17 protein-coding genes are annotated in these 17096 nt (G+C 49.2%); 9 read left to right on the top strand and 8 right to left on the bottom strand.

All coding sequences use genetic code 11. The annotated features are described in order from the left end of the window. The first annotated feature begins 72 nt into the window (after nucleotides 1-72). From ACYVK4_RS01760 to ACYVK4_RS01750, 3 genes are all read left to right on the top strand, one after another. A complete protein-coding gene (locus tag ACYVK4_RS01760; protein WP_461125767.1) occupies nucleotides 73-1446 on the top strand; it encodes a PhoPQ-activated pathogenicity-related family protein in 1374 nt (457 codons plus the stop codon). A gap of 63 nt (nucleotides 1447-1509) precedes the next feature. After that, a complete protein-coding gene (locus ACYVK4_RS01755; RefSeq protein WP_461125766.1) occupies nucleotides 1510-1749 on the top strand; it encodes a hypothetical protein in 240 nt (79 codons plus the stop codon). 415 nt (nucleotides 1750-2164) lie between these two features. Next, the gene (locus ACYVK4_RS01750; protein ID WP_461125765.1) at nucleotides 2165-2584 is read left to right on the top strand and encodes a hypothetical protein; all 420 of its coding nucleotides are present in this window, start codon (nucleotides 2165-2167) and stop codon (nucleotides 2582-2584) included. Nucleotides 2585-2667: 83 nt separating this feature from the next. Here the strand turns inward: ACYVK4_RS01750 and ACYVK4_RS01745 are convergent, their stop codons facing one another. Then, nucleotides 2668-2799, bottom strand: coding sequence for a hypothetical protein (locus ACYVK4_RS01745; RefSeq protein WP_461125764.1), 132 nt, complete (start codon nucleotides 2797-2799; stop codon nucleotides 2668-2670). Nucleotides 2800-3114: 315 nt separating this feature from the next. On the opposite strand from ACYVK4_RS01745, the gene ACYVK4_RS01740 reads away from it, so the two are divergent. The 3 genes from ACYVK4_RS01740 to ACYVK4_RS01730 all read left to right on the top strand — a co-directional run bounded on the left by ACYVK4_RS01740 (nucleotide 3115) and on the right by ACYVK4_RS01730 (nucleotide 7141). Continuing rightward, on the top strand, nucleotides 3115-3840 hold the full coding sequence (locus tag ACYVK4_RS01740) for an NADPH-dependent F420 reductase (RefSeq protein ID WP_461125763.1): 726 nt from the start codon (nucleotides 3115-3117) through the stop codon (nucleotides 3838-3840). Between the two features lie 587 nt (nucleotides 3841-4427). Next, nucleotides 4428-6425 carry a serine hydrolase gene (locus ACYVK4_RS01735; RefSeq protein ID WP_461125762.1) on the top strand — a complete coding sequence of 666 codons (1998 nt, stop codon included), beginning with the start codon at nucleotides 4428-4430 and terminating at the stop codon, nucleotides 6423-6425. 293 nt (nucleotides 6426-6718) lie between these two features. Beyond that, nucleotides 6719-7141 (top strand): hypothetical protein, encoded by a 423-nt coding sequence (locus tag ACYVK4_RS01730; RefSeq protein WP_461125761.1) that lies wholly within the window; start codon nucleotides 6719-6721, stop codon nucleotides 7139-7141. 556 nt (nucleotides 7142-7697) lie between these two features. Here the strand turns inward: ACYVK4_RS01730 and ACYVK4_RS01725 are convergent. The 4 genes from ACYVK4_RS01725 to ACYVK4_RS01710 form a co-directional block, all read right to left on the bottom strand. Beyond that, entirely contained in the window at nucleotides 7698-8246 is a 549-nt protein-coding gene (locus ACYVK4_RS01725; RefSeq protein WP_461125760.1) for a heme NO-binding domain-containing protein, read from the bottom strand. Nucleotides 8247-8445: 199 nt separating this feature from the next. Next, complete coding sequence (locus ACYVK4_RS01720; protein ID WP_461125759.1) at nucleotides 8446-8814, bottom strand: response regulator; 369 nt, start codon at nucleotides 8812-8814, stop codon at nucleotides 8446-8448. A gap of 6 nt (nucleotides 8815-8820) precedes the next feature. After that, nucleotides 8821-9555: a hypothetical protein gene (locus tag ACYVK4_RS01715; protein WP_461125758.1), complete on the bottom strand. Its 735-nt coding sequence runs from the start codon at nucleotides 9553-9555 to the stop codon at nucleotides 8821-8823. 146 nt (nucleotides 9556-9701) lie between these two features. Continuing rightward, entirely contained in the window at nucleotides 9702-10268 is a 567-nt protein-coding gene (locus ACYVK4_RS01710) for a carboxymuconolactone decarboxylase family protein (protein WP_461125757.1), read from the bottom strand. A 479-nt stretch (nucleotides 10269-10747) separates the two neighbouring features. On the opposite strand from ACYVK4_RS01710, the gene ACYVK4_RS01705 reads away from it, so the two are divergent. After that, nucleotides 10748-11710, top strand: a complete 963-nt coding sequence (locus tag ACYVK4_RS01705; protein ID WP_461125756.1) for an SDR family oxidoreductase — start codon at nucleotides 10748-10750, stop codon at nucleotides 11708-11710. A 108-nt stretch (nucleotides 11711-11818) separates the two neighbouring features. Beyond that, complete coding sequence (locus ACYVK4_RS01700; protein ID WP_461125755.1) at nucleotides 11819-12541, top strand: helix-turn-helix transcriptional regulator; 723 nt, start codon at nucleotides 11819-11821, stop codon at nucleotides 12539-12541. Nucleotides 12542-12620: 79 nt separating this feature from the next. On the opposite strand, the gene ACYVK4_RS01695 is transcribed toward ACYVK4_RS01700, so the two are convergent. Both ACYVK4_RS01695 and ACYVK4_RS01690 read right to left on the bottom strand, forming a co-directional pair. Next, a complete protein-coding gene (locus ACYVK4_RS01695) occupies nucleotides 12621-13469 on the bottom strand; it encodes a helix-turn-helix domain-containing protein (protein WP_461125754.1) in 849 nt (282 codons plus the stop codon). Nucleotides 13470-13475: 6 nt separating this feature from the next. Beyond that, nucleotides 13476-14285: an oxidoreductase gene (locus ACYVK4_RS01690; RefSeq protein ID WP_461125753.1), complete on the bottom strand. Its 810-nt coding sequence runs from the start codon at nucleotides 14283-14285 to the stop codon at nucleotides 13476-13478. Between the two features lie 671 nt (nucleotides 14286-14956). Between ACYVK4_RS01690 and ACYVK4_RS01685 the strand changes: the two genes are divergently transcribed. Beyond that, nucleotides 14957-15808, top strand: coding sequence for a hypothetical protein (locus ACYVK4_RS01685; protein WP_461125752.1), 852 nt, complete (start codon nucleotides 14957-14959; stop codon nucleotides 15806-15808). A gap of 265 nt (nucleotides 15809-16073) precedes the next feature. Here the strand turns inward: ACYVK4_RS01685 and ACYVK4_RS01680 are convergent, their stop codons facing one another. Further along, nucleotides 16074-16922, bottom strand: coding sequence for a hypothetical protein (locus ACYVK4_RS01680; protein ID WP_461125751.1), 849 nt, complete (start codon nucleotides 16920-16922; stop codon nucleotides 16074-16076). Between the last annotated feature and the right edge of the window lie 174 nt (nucleotides 16923-17096).

The following is a 17096-nucleotide window of genomic DNA, read 5'->3' as shown; positions in this document are numbered from 1 at the left end:
CCAATTTGTATTCCTGACTAATTTCCTAAACCCTGACTCTTGCTCCTGAAAAGGGGGAGAACCTTTTATGCCATGAAACTAAATCGATTCAAAACCCTTGTCCTCGTCGGCCTGCTGTGTGTCAGCGCACTTTTCTCCTTCGACCTGCCCAAACCTGCCGCTGGCATTACACCCGCCACCGCGCTGGAAAGCTATCTCAACAACGGCGACAAGTCATTTAAGTGGGAGGTGAAAGATACCTATACCTACGGCGACATTACGGCCTATGAGGTGATGCTTACCTCCCAGACATGGCGTGAGCACATCTGGAAGCACCAGTTAACCGTGATGGTGCCAAAGGAAGTCAATCAGGACGGGGCGCTGTTGTTCATTACGGGCGGTTCGCTCAAAGAAGGTGAACCCAGATGGAACGGCCGCGAAGACGGGTTCAACCGGGCTATGAGTACGCTGGCTACGAAAAACAGGGCCATCGTTGCCGTACTTCGGCAAACGCCAAATCAGCCCCTGTATGATAACCTGACCGAAGATGCCCTGATTACGTATACCTTGTTTCAGTTTAAAAAAGACGGGGATTACTCCTGGCCGCTGCTGTTCCCGATGACCAAGAGTGCTGTTCGGGCTATGGACGCCGTGCAGGAACTGGCCAAACAGACCTTGCATAAAGATGTGAACCGCTTCGTTGTGTCGGGGGCGTCAAAGCGGGGCTGGACCACCTGGCTCACGGGGGCCAGCGACAAACGGGTTGTGGCTATCGCCCCCATGGTTATCGATATCCTGAACATGCCGGTCAATCTGGATTACCAGATGAAGGTCTGGAACAAGTATAGCGAACAGATTGAAGACTATGTGAAAATTGGTATTCCTCAAACGGTGCATAGCAAAGAAGGGATGGCCATCAACCAGATGATCGACCCTTACTCGTACCGTAAAAAGCTAACCATGCCCAAAATGCTTATTATGGGTACTAATGATGAGTACTGGACGGTCGATGCCGTGAAACATTACATTGGTCAGATACCGGGCCAGAATTTTATTCATTACGTTCCCAACGTGGGGCACGATCTGGGCGATAAACGGCAGGCGCTGGAAGCCCTGAACGCGTTTTTCGGGACCACGCTGACCCGGCAGCCCTACCCGGCCTGTCAGTGGACTGTTACGACCACTAAAACAGGGGTGAACCTGACCGTAAAAGCCACGGCCGATCTGCTCGAAGACGCTGTCATCTGGTCGGCCAATTCAACGGATATGGTTTTTCAGGACGAGAAATGGGTAGGCAAAAGTCTGGGCGTCAGGAGCCAGGGCACCGTGACGCTCTCCGATTCCTATCCGGCGTCCGGTTTCCGGGCGTTTTACGTCGACCTGAAGTATAAATCCCCAACGGGTGGTACCTACACGGAAAGCACCCGGATGTTCGTGACGGACAATGACGAGATCTTTTTGAAGTGACAACTTTGCCAACTTCCCTGGAATATGGTCAGCCCAATTCGGACTTTACTGAACGGGCTGACCATGTTTAACGTTTACTTCAGTTTTGCCGTCGTCAGCAAAAAAGTAGGTGCCTTTACCATTGGGCATGTTATTCTGGAGCCAGCCTGCCTATCATTTGTCGCCGTTCCTTCGGCGATACGACAAACACAGGTGTGTTCGACGAATGGGGTAGCCGTTGGGAACCTATCATTCATAGACCGCTGGTGGCTCATGGCTTTTACATTGACCAGGAACACCATTGGCGTGTTGGGGCACCGATAAAATAGCATTGATTTATCCCTTTGTGGATAATAAGCAGACGAGCGTGTAGACGGGACTTGAAGCCGATGAATAAAACTGAGTTGGCAGACAATAGGCGTAAACGTTACCGGTAGGGATAGCCCTCTTTAGCTTCCGGTTCTTGACCGAAGGCTTTTTAGCGTCAACAAGGCAAAACGGCTCCATCACTGCCTCACGACCTCAGCAGTATCCCTGAAAATTCTACGGGGAAGTGTGAGTTAACAAGTTGAGATCGTGCAGCGCCAAGATTGATACGAAGGTCAGCACATAAAAACGGCGTTTTCTGAACCAGTAGTTAGCCCGAAGTTTTTTGTTTTGATTACTCCATAAAAGATTATTCAACGCAAAAACGTACGCTTCGCTTTATTTACCAAACGTGATAGCGCTTACTCTTGATATGAAAATCACCTTACCCTTCGTAGTCGTAGTCATCTTTTCAGGTGTGTCGGCATTCGGTCGTTCAACTACCTTTAGTAGTAAGCTAGATTCGATTCCCGCTCAACAGCGATATCACTTCAAGCTGGCGGCTGATAGCAGCCCAAAGCAGACGCAGTGGTCGACTGTATTTTTCTATCCATCCAAGAGTCGATCAGGCAATGAAATCCGTCTACCTCTCGGGGTTAATCAAACGACCGTTCGGCTCAGTTCGGGGGATCGAGTGCTTCAAGTCGATGAGGATTATGTGTTCATTCCGAACGCCAATCGAATCCGGGTGTTGGATGAAGATGCCCTGACGGCACAGTATCCGATCAGGATCACTTACGAAGGAATAGCGAACACTGTTAACAACCGGTTGATATTACGATATAAGCCATAGGGTAACAACTGCCCCTTAACCGGTAGGCAACTCTTGAACGCACTCGTTGTGTACTCTTAATTGGGGCATTCAATGGGACGACCTCATTTACTAACTGTCAACAGAAAACCCGCCACATAAAGCCCGCTCTGGCCGTTGGCAATCATCTCCAGCACGTCGGCCTTGAAGGGAGCGTCGTCTTTACGCCGGTTGAGGGATTTATTTTTAGGCTGCATGATCTTGCGAAAGTAGACAAGTTCATGTAGCCGATTTAGTAGACCATCTCAATCTGTCAGTTGCTTCAAAAGAGTTAGCACTTGTATGCCGGATTATAGCGGAAGGACCTTTCTGAGGTGAATGCGGACGTACTTTCTCCGTGCTTAGGCAGTCAGTTGATGTCAAATAAGGATTTGGTAACCATCAAATACGCCCAGAAGGATAGGGCTTGACGGTAGCTCCCAACTGAGCGTGGCTAAACAATTCGCTTGCCGGAGAGTTGAAATCGGGAGTTAAGTGAAGAACAGACTTACAACTCGTTACCGGTACTAATCATGAAAATAGGAATCATCGGCGCCGGCTTCATCGGCAGCGCCCTTGCCGTTCGGCTCACGAGCCTCGGCCATTCAGTGGTAATTGCCAACTCGCGTGGCCCTGAAACGTTGGGGGAGGTGGCCCAGAAAACCGGTGCTACTCCCGTTACAGCCCGGGAAGCGGCTCACTACGGCGAAATCATCGTGGTGACCATTCCCCTGAAAAATATTCCCGATCTACCCAAAGACTTGTTCGAGGGGGTACCCGCTGAGGTGCCCGTCATTGATACCAGCAACTACTACCCCCTGCTGCGGGATGGACACATCACCGAACTGGAGCAGGGTGAACTGACCGAAAGCGAATGGGTACAGCAGCACCTTGGCCGACCTGTCATAAAGGTGTTTAACAATATCCTGGCCGACCATCTTGAAAAATTGGGACAGCCTATCGGCACACCCGGCCGTATCAGTCTGCCGGTGGCCGGCGATGACCCCGCTGCCAAGCAAAAAGTAATGGCGCTGGTGGAGGAACTGGGCTTTGATGCGGTGGACAATGGTCGTCTACATGAATCGTGGCGCCAACAGCCCGGCACACCCTGCTACGCAGCCGATCTATCCGCCAGTGAGCTCCGGCAACAATTAGAAAGTATGGGTACAGAGCGCACGGAGCAGCAACACGAGCAGTTTTTGGCCAACCACGCTGCGTTGGAAAAGCAGATGAAAGCGCAGGGTATCCAGCTGAAATAGCCAACGATCAACCCGCTTCCCTTCAACCCACAGACTTTCATAGAAAGCCGCACTCCGTTCTTACGGGTGCGGCTTTTTAATGACAGGATTTTTGGCTACAGTCCTGGTAAAGGTGATGAATACCCGGTTTCGCACTCTGCCTATACTATTAATGGCATTGGACAGGTATTGAAAAAACTGTCTCACAATCCGCTTCCAAACACAAAACTATTCTCTTCGGGAAATATATAAACCAGCTGCTTGATAATGCTATAACGCACTCGTTTAGCTTACGCCCCAATAGACTAAATTATCTATGATATTCTTCTGAACAGACTGGTGTTGAGCTAGTTGTAACTAGTAAAGCAAGCCCAGTTATGGCCCCTTGAGCACCCGTAAGCGGAACGTTAACGAAAGGGGGGCAACCCTGACAAAGGATATTACCTATCAAACCTAGCGACTTAGTGAAAAAAAACGCTGGTCCTGTTTGCGTCATCTGCGGATTTATCGACTCAACAATGGGTTCCGGCAACTTCCCCGCTCTGATTTTCAGAAAGCACTCAAGTGCCTTATTCCATTTTGATCAATAAACCAACCCGTTTCAGCTAATGGCTTTTCCTTTTGTCGCTTACCACGACCGATCACACATCGATCATCAACAACAATGGAACACCTTGGTGCCGAAAGGTTTCCGGCCGATCTCACTCAGTGTATACGGCGACCGGGCCAATCCGCTTTATGCGGCCATCTGGGTGCAACGGCCCGGCCCCGCCTTTGCGGGTATCCATGGGGCCACAGCCGCCAATTTCCAAAAATTCTTTGATAGCTGGGCAGCCAAAGGATTTAGTCCCACCATTTTATCCGCTACCGGGCCCGCCAATAATCCCGTCTTTGCGGCTATCATGGAGCAGTCAAAGCAGGGTGTTTCGCTGACACGATATGGCCTGACCACCGGCTCAGTGGACGACCCTAACACCCTGGAGCACTGGCTTAAACAGGCTCACGATGACCACCGGATTCCGCGTTGGATAGCCACCTATGGGACTCCAGCCGACCGCCGGTTCACGCTTGTACTGGACCCTAACCCCGGTCGGGTGCTGTGGAGTGTGGCTGGTCAGTGGGGCGAAGATGCCACCGGATATCAGGCCCGCTTCAACGCACACGTTCAACAGTGGGCACGGCCGGGCTTTGTAACGGTTGCTCCTGATGCTACGTATCTGTCTCTATTCCGCGAAGATAGCATCGGCGGCTGGGTGGCGCGTCACAATATGACAAGCCAGCAGTATCAGCAGGCGTTTAACGAAAATACTGCTAAGGGATTATTCCCTGTCTGCGTACAAGCGGGGGGAAGTGGGTCCAGTACTCGTTTTGCCGCGCTTTTTGCTACCCGCGACACACCTCTCGCCCGCTCGTTTACGGCTACCGGAACCGCCGTGCCGTCCATGAGTTTTATCGATACCAACATTCGGAACTTTATGGTTGAAAATGGTACCCGCGCCATTGGGGTGGCGGTGGTCAAGGACGGACGGCTGGTTTTTGCCCGTGGCTACACCTGGGCCGAAGCCGATTACCCCCTGACGCAACCTACCTCCGTTTTTCGGATTGCCAGTTGCACCAAACCCCTCACCTCGCTGGCCATTTTTCAGCTTATTCAGCAAAAAAAACTGGCCCTGACCGATACCGTTCAGTCTATCCTGAACTTGACTCCGCCACCAGGCATGAGCATTCATGCTGACTTTAAAACCATTACGGTGCAGCATCTCTTAAACCATCTGGGTGGCTGGGATCGAAGTAAGGTAAGCGACCTGCCACCCCTTGAAGACATTAGTAAGGCGTACAACCTGACCAGTCTGCCCCTCACCAAGCAACAGCTCGCCAGTTACAAAGCCTCGCTGCCCCTCCAGTTTTCGCCTGCTACGCAACAGGAATATAGTAATCTGGGCTACCTGCTGCTGGGAATGATCATTGAGAAAAAAGTGGGGATAGCTTACGATGACGCCGTAAAGCAGCGCGTGTTTTCGCCCCTGGGTCTAAAACGACCACACCGAACGCCCGTCGCTCAGTCGGCCCAGCACACGGGCTCCGTTCGCCACCATGACTCAGCAGCCCCCTGGGATGATTTACGGATTTATCCCAGTGCCGTAGCAGGGAATCCTCAGGGTGCCCGGCCACTGGTACCGCTACCTTATGGGGGCGAAGATTACGCTCTTTTTGATGCCTTCGGGGGGTGGTGCATGGCCCCCGTCGATTACGCCAAAGTACTGGCCAGTTTGATGACACCCAATAATCCGCTGCTTGACCAACCAACGCTCGAGGCTATGCTGACTATACCGACGGCACTTTACAAAAAAGCCAGTAGTGTCGATATGCCTAATTACGCCAATGGCTGGGATTCGTGGATCGAAGCCAATGGGGTTAGGGGATATCAGCATGGGGGAGGTATGCCCGGGGTGTCAACACGAATTTTGTACCGTACCGATGGATGGGGGTTTGTCATCTTCAGCAATGAGATCGGAGCCCCGGACTTATATCCGGATTTAGCCAATATGGCATCGGCAGCCTGGCCCATGCATAACCTGTTTACTCAGGTAGACATTCCCGTTTAACGGAGGGCTCAATAACGAGGTCCGTAAATTATCGCTATTCGTTACGGGGGAACTAGGTATAAGAAGCACCAGACCAGTTAAGCGTTCTTATAGGTAGTTCTCCAGTAAAGCGCCTTGATAGGGTACAAGCAATGATTGTCATAAATAATACGTTCGGTTGGGGCCATTTAGCTCCGCTCGCACAGGTGCCCCACGTTGGCTATTGCCCCTCAATAGTATAAATTGCTCGTACTCCTCACCGGGTGGTATCTTTCCATAACAAAGCCTGAAAATCTGATCTAAGTCTATCAACTATGAAAACACATTTGCTTTTTCTGCTAATGATACTACCGACCGAATTGTTTGCTCAGTCCTCGTTTGCTGATCCCAAGCAAGAATGTACTGGTCCAATATTCACCGTAGTGGAGCAGTTGCCTGCCTTGATAATAGCCAAAGAAGCTTTTGAAGACAGTCTGGCCGCCGAATTAAGAACAAAGAAATTTCCGCTGAAGGATGGCCAGATAACCTATCGGTTTATTGTGACCCCACAATCGAATATTCTAGATGTGCGAGTTGATGCGGGTCGCGTTTCAAAACAAAGTATTCTGAAAGAAACCATTTTACAGTTTGCTAACCTGTGGATGCCAGCCAAACAAAGCGGTCACACAGTGTGCTCGCATGTTCGACTCAAACTAACCTTCATTAACGATAAAGTAAACATTGCTATTTTTCAATAAGCGTACGGACTGCCTACGTAAATGACTGATAGCGTTTGACCGGTATTATAAATTAATTGTCTCTCGAAAGGCTCCTGCCTGAGACAAAGAGAATGACTGTTGCCTTGACTACTTCGACAAAAGGCGGTGATCAATTATCAGAGGCTTCCCGTCAATTACCCGTACAGAGTCATAGCCACTATGGGCCGGATGCAGTAAGTAATTGATCCCGGAGGGCATCATTGAGGAGGGCACACCCAAGGCTAACACATCCGGCTTGGCTAGCCAGGCGGCCGGAAGATGCTGACCCCGGTGGTAGGTATTCTCCGGCCAGTAAGGCGGTAGGTCGTATGCCTTTAGGTTTGTGCCCTGATATTATTCCAAGGTTGGCTTTCCTGTTGTAGCTAACGTCAATCACTCACAAATGTGAGCGACCCTACTGCTTCGGCAGGCCCCACAGAGTTGCCTTAAAGCGTATGCCAGGGAAGACTGCTCCGGTGGCCCGGTTATAGCCTAACGAATCATTAAGATGCGTATTCATACTGGATTCTGACTAGATTTTCCAGCAGCATACGGCCTAACTCTTACTTTGTTTGACGATGAGGAACTCGACTTGACTGCCATCCTCCTGAAGCGCTTTGTGAGTGATTGTAGCCTTTTCCTGATAATGAGCAAGCGTCCCTTCAATTAAGCCGTAGGCCAGCTCGCTTAGCTGCCGGCTGGAGCAGTAAATCATCCGTAAACTTCTTTCGTCGAGACGGGTAATGAAAAATTGGGGTAGCTCAGCCTCGGGATAAAGCTTTTTCACCTCATTATGAATGTACGCATCTACCGAACTAAGAAAAGAGAAGGCATCGGGGGCGGCTATGAGGAAGTGCTGATAGTGGGTAACAAACGTCCTGAAGAGAAATCGTCCGTATTCCCGTAATAAAGCCGCTACGGGTGTGTGTGTAAGCTGGCTTAGGTTCGCGATCAGATTGACCATTTCACTGCAAGGGTAAGTGCCACCGGAGGTGTAAATGCCACCCGAGGGTAAATGGGTCTTCAATAGTAAGGTGTCAACCAGTTTATAATCATATTTCTGCTCCACTAAATCTAGAAGCTGAGTAAAAATAAGGCCTTTCATAATTCGTTGAGAGTCAAACGTGATCGGTGTTTAGATAAAAGCGGTTTCCTAAAAAGCTACGTCTTCTTCCGCTAACGATCTGATTCAAAATCAGAGCTCTTCTTCAAGTAAAAGAGCTCATTTCGATTGGATAGGAAGCGTTGAGTCGATGGCGAATATGACTGCGGGATAGAGTCGTATCCCTATCTTACAAAACCAGTTAAGCCTGTAAAATGGGCAGGATTTCATGGAGCATCTCGCGGGTGAGCGGTTTGGTATAGTAAGCAATGACATTGGGAAACTCCGCGCAACGTGACCGATCCAGTATACTTGTCGAGGACGTAAGAATGATTACCTGATGGGTTTGACCTGTTTCCTTCATTCGGCTTAGAAAGCCCCAACCATCCAGCATAGGCATATTTAAGTCCAAAAAAACAACCTTCGGCTTTAGTTGAGTTAACTGGCTGAAGGCCAGGCAAGGATCAGTAAAATCATGGATCATCACCGGGATGGACAACCGACTCAGTTGTTTGCGCATAATGAGGTTACAGATGCTACTGTCATCTACCAGCATGATAGAACGTGTCATGAATGTCTAGGGTAAGGGGAGATTTTCCGGGGAAGATATTAGTTCGGCGTCGATTCGGTCAACGACCCCGCGCAACGCTACATCTAATTCCATTGACGTAGTAAGCAGGGCCGGAATGAGTTCATTGATGAGCTCATCCAAGGGCAAATCCTCCATTAAGTAAGTTAAGCCCAGAATACGGCTAACCGGTTCACGAATGGTGTGGGCGTGTTCTCGATAGAGGTTTACCAGCTGGGCATTTTTGGTGGTCAGTTCCTGGGTGCGACGCTGGATGATGGCTTCCTGTTGGGTAACCAGCCGGGCAATCTCCGCATTTTTTTGCTGAACCCCGGATAAGGCATCTTCCACCGCTTTTTTGCTGACACTCAATTCGTCAAAAAGGCGTAAAGCGAGTAACTTGGCATACAGATTTTCCAGGGCAATCTTTAGAATAGGCACGTCCATGGGCTGAAACTGGCGGGCAGGACCTGATGCGACCGATACCAGCAGGCCGGAGTGGGGAGCAAACTCAACATTCCATCCCCAGACCTGGGATGGTGGAGTGGCGAGTCGCAACGGGAAGGCCGCTAAACTGATGCCGATCAGGGTTGGTTCCTCTATGATCTGGGGGACCTGCTGAACTTTCAGTACCCGTTCGTATTCACTCAGCAAACACGTATCCCCCACTTCTAGAACGCATTGACCGGGTGTCAGTGTGTAGACTGTATAGGACTCCGTATGGTAGAAGCAGAAACGAACCAACTGGTAGTCAAAAAGGTACTTTAACTGTGACTGTAAACAATGTTTTATTTCCTCTAAAGTCATAGACCGACTTAAAGCACTTGAAAACCGGGAGAGGGCTTCGTAAATAATACGGTATTTGAAATCTAAAGTGGTTGTCACGTAGTTTACCCGGCTATTTCAAGGAGTTCGTTATCGATTTTGATACCCGAAATATCGGCAATGGTGTTGAGCATGTTCACCAGATCCGCCTGGGCCATGAGCTCCTGGATCTCGGTTTCATTGAAGCCTGCCTCGAACAGCCGTTGAAAATCGGCCTCTGTCACTAAGGCCGAATGCAGGGCAGCCCGGGTTACCACCTGCACGGCCGTCCGATAGCTAAGAGGGATTAGCTCCGAGTCCAAGTGCTGGGTAATGATAAAATTCTCTCCAAAAGACTTGCCCATAGTATTGGCAAAGACAGCGTGCGCCTGGGCACAGTATTCACATCCCCGCTGGGCGGATACATTATAAATAATAAGTTGCTTAATGATGTTTGGGACGGAGCCTTCGATCAGGGTAGCTTTTAGTTTTGCCCAGTTTCCTCGAAGTAACAATGGATTGCTGCCTTGGCATTTAAACCAGTTCAGTACAAAGGGTAAGCCGAGATCCCGTTTGGTCTGGTCGTAAATTTCCTGCACCTCCAGACTTGCTTCTTCGTAGGATACAGTTCGATAAGGTTGTTGTTGAGTCATATAAAGATAAAATCCTAATTTAATTATAAAGATATATAGTAATATTAATTAGTCATAAATTATGTATGTATAATAACAGATATATTTAAGTCTACTAGTATATACATAGTTTATGGCTAAGTCAGATCAAAACTGTTTTTTTGTGTGTCTGTAAACTATAGTTGGAAATTTCTAATAATCGGATTTTTCCCGGCGAGGAGCTGAGCGGTGGTCAGCGGTTGGCGTAATCAGTCAACTCTGGAGTCTGGGGCAAGCGGAACAACCTTAAGGGGCATTTAATTTTCTGTAGAGAAAATACCGTGTCGTTGCCCGCCGGAAAGCGGTAAAACGGTTAGCGTGTCGCCAGCCTCGAATTTGACCAATGTTTTCGTTCGTCCTCACTGATAGTTGACCTCCACAACAAACAAAATTTGACCTTTACAACAAACCTCCCCAGCGGTTTATCTCCCAATTTTGCCCTGTATTTAAAACAGGAAACAATGACTAATCAAACCGTATTGGTGACCGGGGGAACTGGTTTCGTGGGGGTTCACACGATTTTGAGGCTGCTCCAAGAAGGCTATACCGTCAAAACGACACTACGTTCGTTGGCTAAACAAGAAGCTATCGTTCATGCCCTGAACGAATCCGGCATCGTCGAACTGGATAAATTGTCCTATGTGGAAGCTGACCTCAATGCCGATGGGGGCTGGAACGAAGCGGCCCACGGATGCACCTACGTTTTGCACGTAGCCTCCCCTTTTCCATTAGTTCAGCCTGAAGACGAGAACGAACTCATCATACCGGCGCGTGAGGGTTCATTGAGGGTCTTGAGAGCGGCCCGGAAAGCGGGGGTCAAACGGGTAGTGATGACCTCTTCGTTTGCAGCGATTGGCTACAGCATTGATCCCCAGGGGCATACGTTTACGGAGGGCGACTGGACCGATGAAAATGCCCCGGTGCAAGCCTACATCAAATCCAAAACGATAGCAGAAAAAGCGGCCTGGGATTTTATTCGGAATCAGGGGGAGGGGTTGGAACTAACGGTTATCAATCCGGTAGGTATTTTTGGTCCCGTTATTGGCGGGATTTACCCGGCTTCGTATGAGGGAGTGATCAAAGCGCTCGTTGACGGTACGGTTACCGAAAGCCCCCAATTTACTTTTGGGGTGGTTGATGTGCGTGACGTGGCCGATATTCATATCAAAGCGATGTTGCTACCCGAAGCCAAAGACCAACGCTTTCTGGCGACCTCTGATGGTGTGGTTAGCTTTTATGACGTAGCCCGGCTTATTAGAAAAGAACGCCCCCAAAATGCTGGTATGATGGCTGAACTGAAACCTGTTGATCCGACCTTTTACATAAATATGTCGAATCAAAAAGCGAAAGACATGTTAAATTGGTACCCACGAAGCAAAGAAGAGGCTATTTTGGCCAGCCTGGACAGCGAGATTACGAAGTAAAGTTACGCGTTACCGTCAGCGTTCAAGAAATTGACTACCCATCAAATCCATTCCTGTCATTTAGGGCCTGAAATTTCTCCGGAGCAGTTTATTTCAGACCATTACTTCATGTTCCTGCTCAAGGGATCCATGAAGGCGTATGACGGCAAAAAACAGTATAGTCTGCAATCAGGCGACTGCTTTATTGCCCGAAAAAATCATTTGATTCGCTATACCAAGTTCAAGGAAGATGACCAGTTTATCAAGATCATCATTACGTTGGATGAACCATTCTTAAAACGCTTTACCGAACGGCATGCTTACGCGGTAGGCCCCTCAACCTACGGGGATTCGTTTCTGCTTGTCAACGAGAATTCATTCCTCAAACAGTATATCCAATCGCTGGAGCCGTATTACGCCAGCGATTCAGCGCTGGACGAAACCTTTGCCGATATAAAACGGGAAGAACTTTTGCTGATTCTGTTAAGGTCGCAACCCGAATTGGCCTCCATCTTTTTCAATTTTAGTATCCCAAACAAAATTGATTTAGAAGCGTATATGCAGCAAAATTTTCGGTTCAACATCCGTCTGGAGCGATTTGCATTTCTGACCGGACGAAGCGTTTCAACGTTCAAACGGGATTTCAAAAAAACCTTTGGCATGACGCCCGGAAGCTGGCTACTGAAGAAACGACTGGACGAAGCGTATTTTCAACTCAGCCATCAGCACCAGAAACCAAGTATGGTCTATCTGGAAGTTGGTTTTGAAGACTTGTCTCATTTCTCCTTTGCTTTTAAAAAGACCTTCGGAAAAACGCCTTCCGAAGTGGCAACAAGCGGGGTGCAGCCGTAGGGTTATGAATCAGCAAGGGCGCATCGTTGGCCTTTCCCGTGATCACTAAATCGACTCGGCGTTTGTTACCTCACTCACACTAACCAGCAGATGAGCTGTTGCCCGACAGGGTCGCAGCACGGGTATGGCGTAACAATACGGAGGGATTTACGCCATACTCCTTTTTGAACGCGATGGAAAAGTGAGAAAGATTTTCAAAGCCGGTTTCTAAATAAACCTCTGATGGTTTTTTCTTCTTTTGTGCAATGAGAAAATAAGCCATTTCCAGCTTCTTTTTTTGCAGCCATCGTTCAGGTGTTGATCGAAAGATGAGCGCAAAGTCGCGTTTGAAGGCCGAAAGGCTCCGGCCTGTCAGTTTCGCAAATTGGGCGAGGGGCACGTTATATGAAAAATGTCGATTCATGTACGCTTCCAGATCCAGCTTATGCGGTTCGCTGAAATCGAATAAAAAGTTTTTTAGCGACGCGTTGCGCAATAATAACTCAATGACCTCCATAGTTTTTATCTGCGCCAGGGCTGGGGTCAGTTTTTCGGGCTGCGCGAAATAGGGCATCAATGAATCAAAGAAGCTTTTCATAAATGGATTTAAATCCATGATCACATTCGATTCACCCACGTACGTACTGTCTGCTGCTACACCAAAGTCTGTGCTGAATTTCTGTAGCGTTTTTTGATCCAGACAAATGCTGATGGAGGAAAACGTGTGGGTATCGCCAACCCTCTTCACCGCTTTTACCAGCTGATTTTTTCTGATCAAGCCCAGCGTTCCGGCCGGATGTGAAACAATGCCCTGCTGCGAAAACAGGTCTGAGCTACCCGAAACAACCAGTACCAGCCAATGCTCGGACACAAAAGGGTCGTGTCCGAATTCATCTTTGGTACTGGAATACAAAACGATATGTTGCTGAGGTTGCTTTTGTGTACCCATCGGTAATTATCCTTTTGTTTGACTTAAAATTACCTTCTGGAACAGGGAATCAGACAAAATTTTCCGTAGAAAAAGGATTGATTTTGCCCCATAGCCGCCGACATATCGCGTTTTAGGACGTTTCGCTTCAATGCCTTTTTTGATCAGTTCTGCAATAAGAATTGGTTCCGGGAGTGCCAGGTTCGTGGTGGCTTTCTGCGTGGAGGCCACCATGTCTTTGTAGGCTGTATGGCCCGAGACAGCTGTCATTTTTTCATTGGAAATATCGGCCCACTCTGATTTTATGCCACCCGGTTCGATGACAATGACATCAATTCCGAAATGGTTTACTTCCATTCGTAAACTGTCGCTCAATGCTTCCAGCGCAAACTTGCTGGCATGATACCAACCGGCCAGAGGAAAGGCAACTTTGCCGCCTATGGACGAAATATTCACAATTTTACCCCATTGGTTTGCCCGCATTTTTGGCAGTACCAATTGAGTCAATCGCATGGCACCAAACAAATTTACGTCTAACTGGTACCGTGCATCAGCCATGGATAGATCTTCCACCGCACCACTCGAACCGAAGCCCGCATTATTGACCAGAATATCAATCGTTCCGGTTTCTTTGGTAATTTGCTGCACACAATTAACGAGGCTTTCCTCAGCCGTTACGTCCAGCGCAATTGGCTTGATGCCGTAACTTACGAGATCGTTCATTTTCTCGGTCCTGCGTGCAGCCCCGTAAACGTTGTACCCGTTCTGGGCTAATAAAATAGCCGTTGCTTTTCCAATTCCTGCCGAAGCGCCCGTAACCAAAACTGTCTTTGCCATAGTTGTTCATTTTTTATGTGGTAAAATTAGATCACGTGGCTTCGCACGGCTTTTCTGAAAAGTCCAAATCCGTTTGCTGAGACGTCCAGTGTACGTTTTTTATGCTGGTGTAGGAGGGATTCCTTTTCCAGGTAGGGGAGTGCCCACTTGCCTGCGAACTTTTCAACGAGACTTCCGTGCTGGACATTTCGCTGTTCGGAAAGGTGGTTTTGCCTTCTCTGGATATTTTGTGGTTGCACTTTGGAAAGTAAAGTACGAAAACAGCCAGTCAGTCACTCCGCATACGGGTTCATGCCAATCTCTTTGATCGCTCCAGGGTGAGCTGAAAGAGTCATTATTACGCTACCCGTTAATTCAGGAGTATAAAAACAAGAGCTAAACAGGTTCTTAGCCAGCTATGGGTCGGTAGTCGATTTTGCCAAAAGTCTGATAATGTAGAGCCGACCAAAACGCCACCGAAAGGAGATTAAGCGGGGTAAACAGGGCCATTTTTCCAGGCGGGCTGACATACTAAATTTTACCCCAGTCAATGCAACACTTTCTGCGTATGGGGTGTCTATCCCCCCGACCGGCTCCAGAATCTGCCGCTAAATGGCAGACAAGCCGTTGTCCTTTTTTATCTCAGCCCCCTTAACCGGGTTTATTTTTCACTCAACTAAATACCGAAAATCATGGTACACGCTACGCGTATCCGGACCGGCCTGCAACTAGGCCTGCTGCTGGGCCTTAGTGCCTGCACTCAGAATCACCCTCCGGCTGATCCCCAACCAACCCAACAGCCGCTACTGCTGCGGCTGGGGCAGGCTCGTGCCAACGATCCCTACCAGCCTCGCTTGCGGCTCAAACGCACCCTGAGCACCTCCCCGGGCCTGCCCGGTACGACTGAGTTTCTCTATGATCAGCAAGGGCGGCAGTCGGGGTATGTGTACCTGGGCGATACGGCCCGGTTCACCTACGATGCCAACGACCGAATCACCCGCATCCGGAGTAGCTACACCACCCAATCCAACAGTACGGGTGAGCAGACCGAATTCAGCTACGATGATGCCGGGCGGCAGGTGCGCGCCACGCTGTCACTGCTGACAACGGTCAATGGCCAGTACACCCCGCTGCGGGTGATCAAAACATCGACCTATGCGATGGACGATCAGAACCAGCCCATCCGCTTCACTGATAGTTCACCCCAATCGGGGGGAGACACCCGCTACGAGCAAACGTTCGCTAGTGGCAACATGATCCGCTCCGTCAGTCAGGCGACTAACTCGGATAAAGTAGCCTTGGATTATACCTATGATAGTAGCCTTAATCCGTTCTACGGGTTAATCGGGCCCGGGGTGGGTGATATGCGTCGGTTTAGCCGCAACAATGTGCTCAAGTTGGTGATGATTGACCAGTTTGGCAGCTCTTCCCCAGCTCAGCCCAGGGATGTATACTCGATCCAGTATGAGTTCAATGAGGAGGGGTTGCCTACCCGGGCGGTTTCACCGGGTGTCATACTGCAGTATGAATACGAGCGTTTCTAGGCAAACCCATTTCCCTGGTACCCAGCTCTCTTGCTGTTTGGGTACCAGGGAAACAAATGGAGTAAATACCGGCAGCGGTTAATCGAACCCAACGGACTCGACAGAGGAAACCCCAACTTTTTGCCTAAACAAACGCGTTGAAGGCGACGGATCGTGAAGGCCTGTTTCAGTCGAAATTGTTTTTGTTCGACAGGGTAAATGCACACCCGGCTCAATCGTCGTCCGGCAACTTGCTTTCAATCGGCTGGTCAGGTGAGCGTACTCTCTAAAATGACTCGTACGAGTATTCCATCACCGCCCCCTTGCTATCCTCTTTTTTAGTTATAGGGTAGCCCTGTTCATTATACGTATACGCGTTTTTTCGGATAGGAGCCTGACTGACCTGTGATTGCACGATGTTATTGCGGCTACAGCGCAGCACGGGATCGATGGCGTACATCCAGCCGTAGAATGGATTTACCTTGTCGTCGTATTGGTAGCTGATATGAAATTCTTCTTTATCATTCCCGTTCAAATACGAGGCCTTGACGATGTTACCATTCTCGTATGTATAGACGTAGCGGGCTCGCGTAGGGTTGCCATAGCGGATGATGCCCTCCTGAATCCACTCCGTAACCTGGCCATCCTGGTTGGTCAGATACACATCAACCTGGTTGTTTAACTGACTGGGCAGGGGCTGGCCGTCGGCTTTGATGCGGACGAACTTGTATTCGAAGCGGTTCTCCTTGTAATCAAACGTATGGCGCTCCCCCGTATTCCCATCCTCCCCGGTTTGCTCATACTGCACCAGAAAAGCGCTAACCCGATCCTGCTGATCATAGCTGTAGTTGAGGGTTAACTGAGAGTTGTTGGGCGAATCGGGTGAATAAACGGCCTGCTGCAGCAACCGATCCTTTTTATAGGTAAAACGGGTGGTCACCCAAAACGGACCCAGACCGCCGTTATCGCCCGAGACCACCATCTGCGTCATCCGTAGATTTACCGCCGGGCTCGTCACGGGTTGAGATGGAGAGCCGACAGTTGATTGCTTCTGGGATAAGGGGGTAATCGAGTCAGTTTGGCAGCCAAACACTACCATTAAAAGCAGCGGGCTAATTGATCGCAAAGAAACCATACCTAAAAGTGTTTAAACGTTGAACAATACTGGATGAGTCACTCTGCCACTACTTAACCAGCCGTCTAACGGTGGTGGCCTGAAGTGGTCGTGGCTCATGCCCGTAGACACCAACACGGCGTAATCTGTTGCATCGGTATTACTTATTTTTACTGGTCAGCCTGCTGCCTGTCC

The sequence above is a fragment of the Spirosoma aerophilum genome, assembly GCF_054782495.1.
This window is presented reverse-complemented; position numbering and strand designations above follow the sequence as displayed.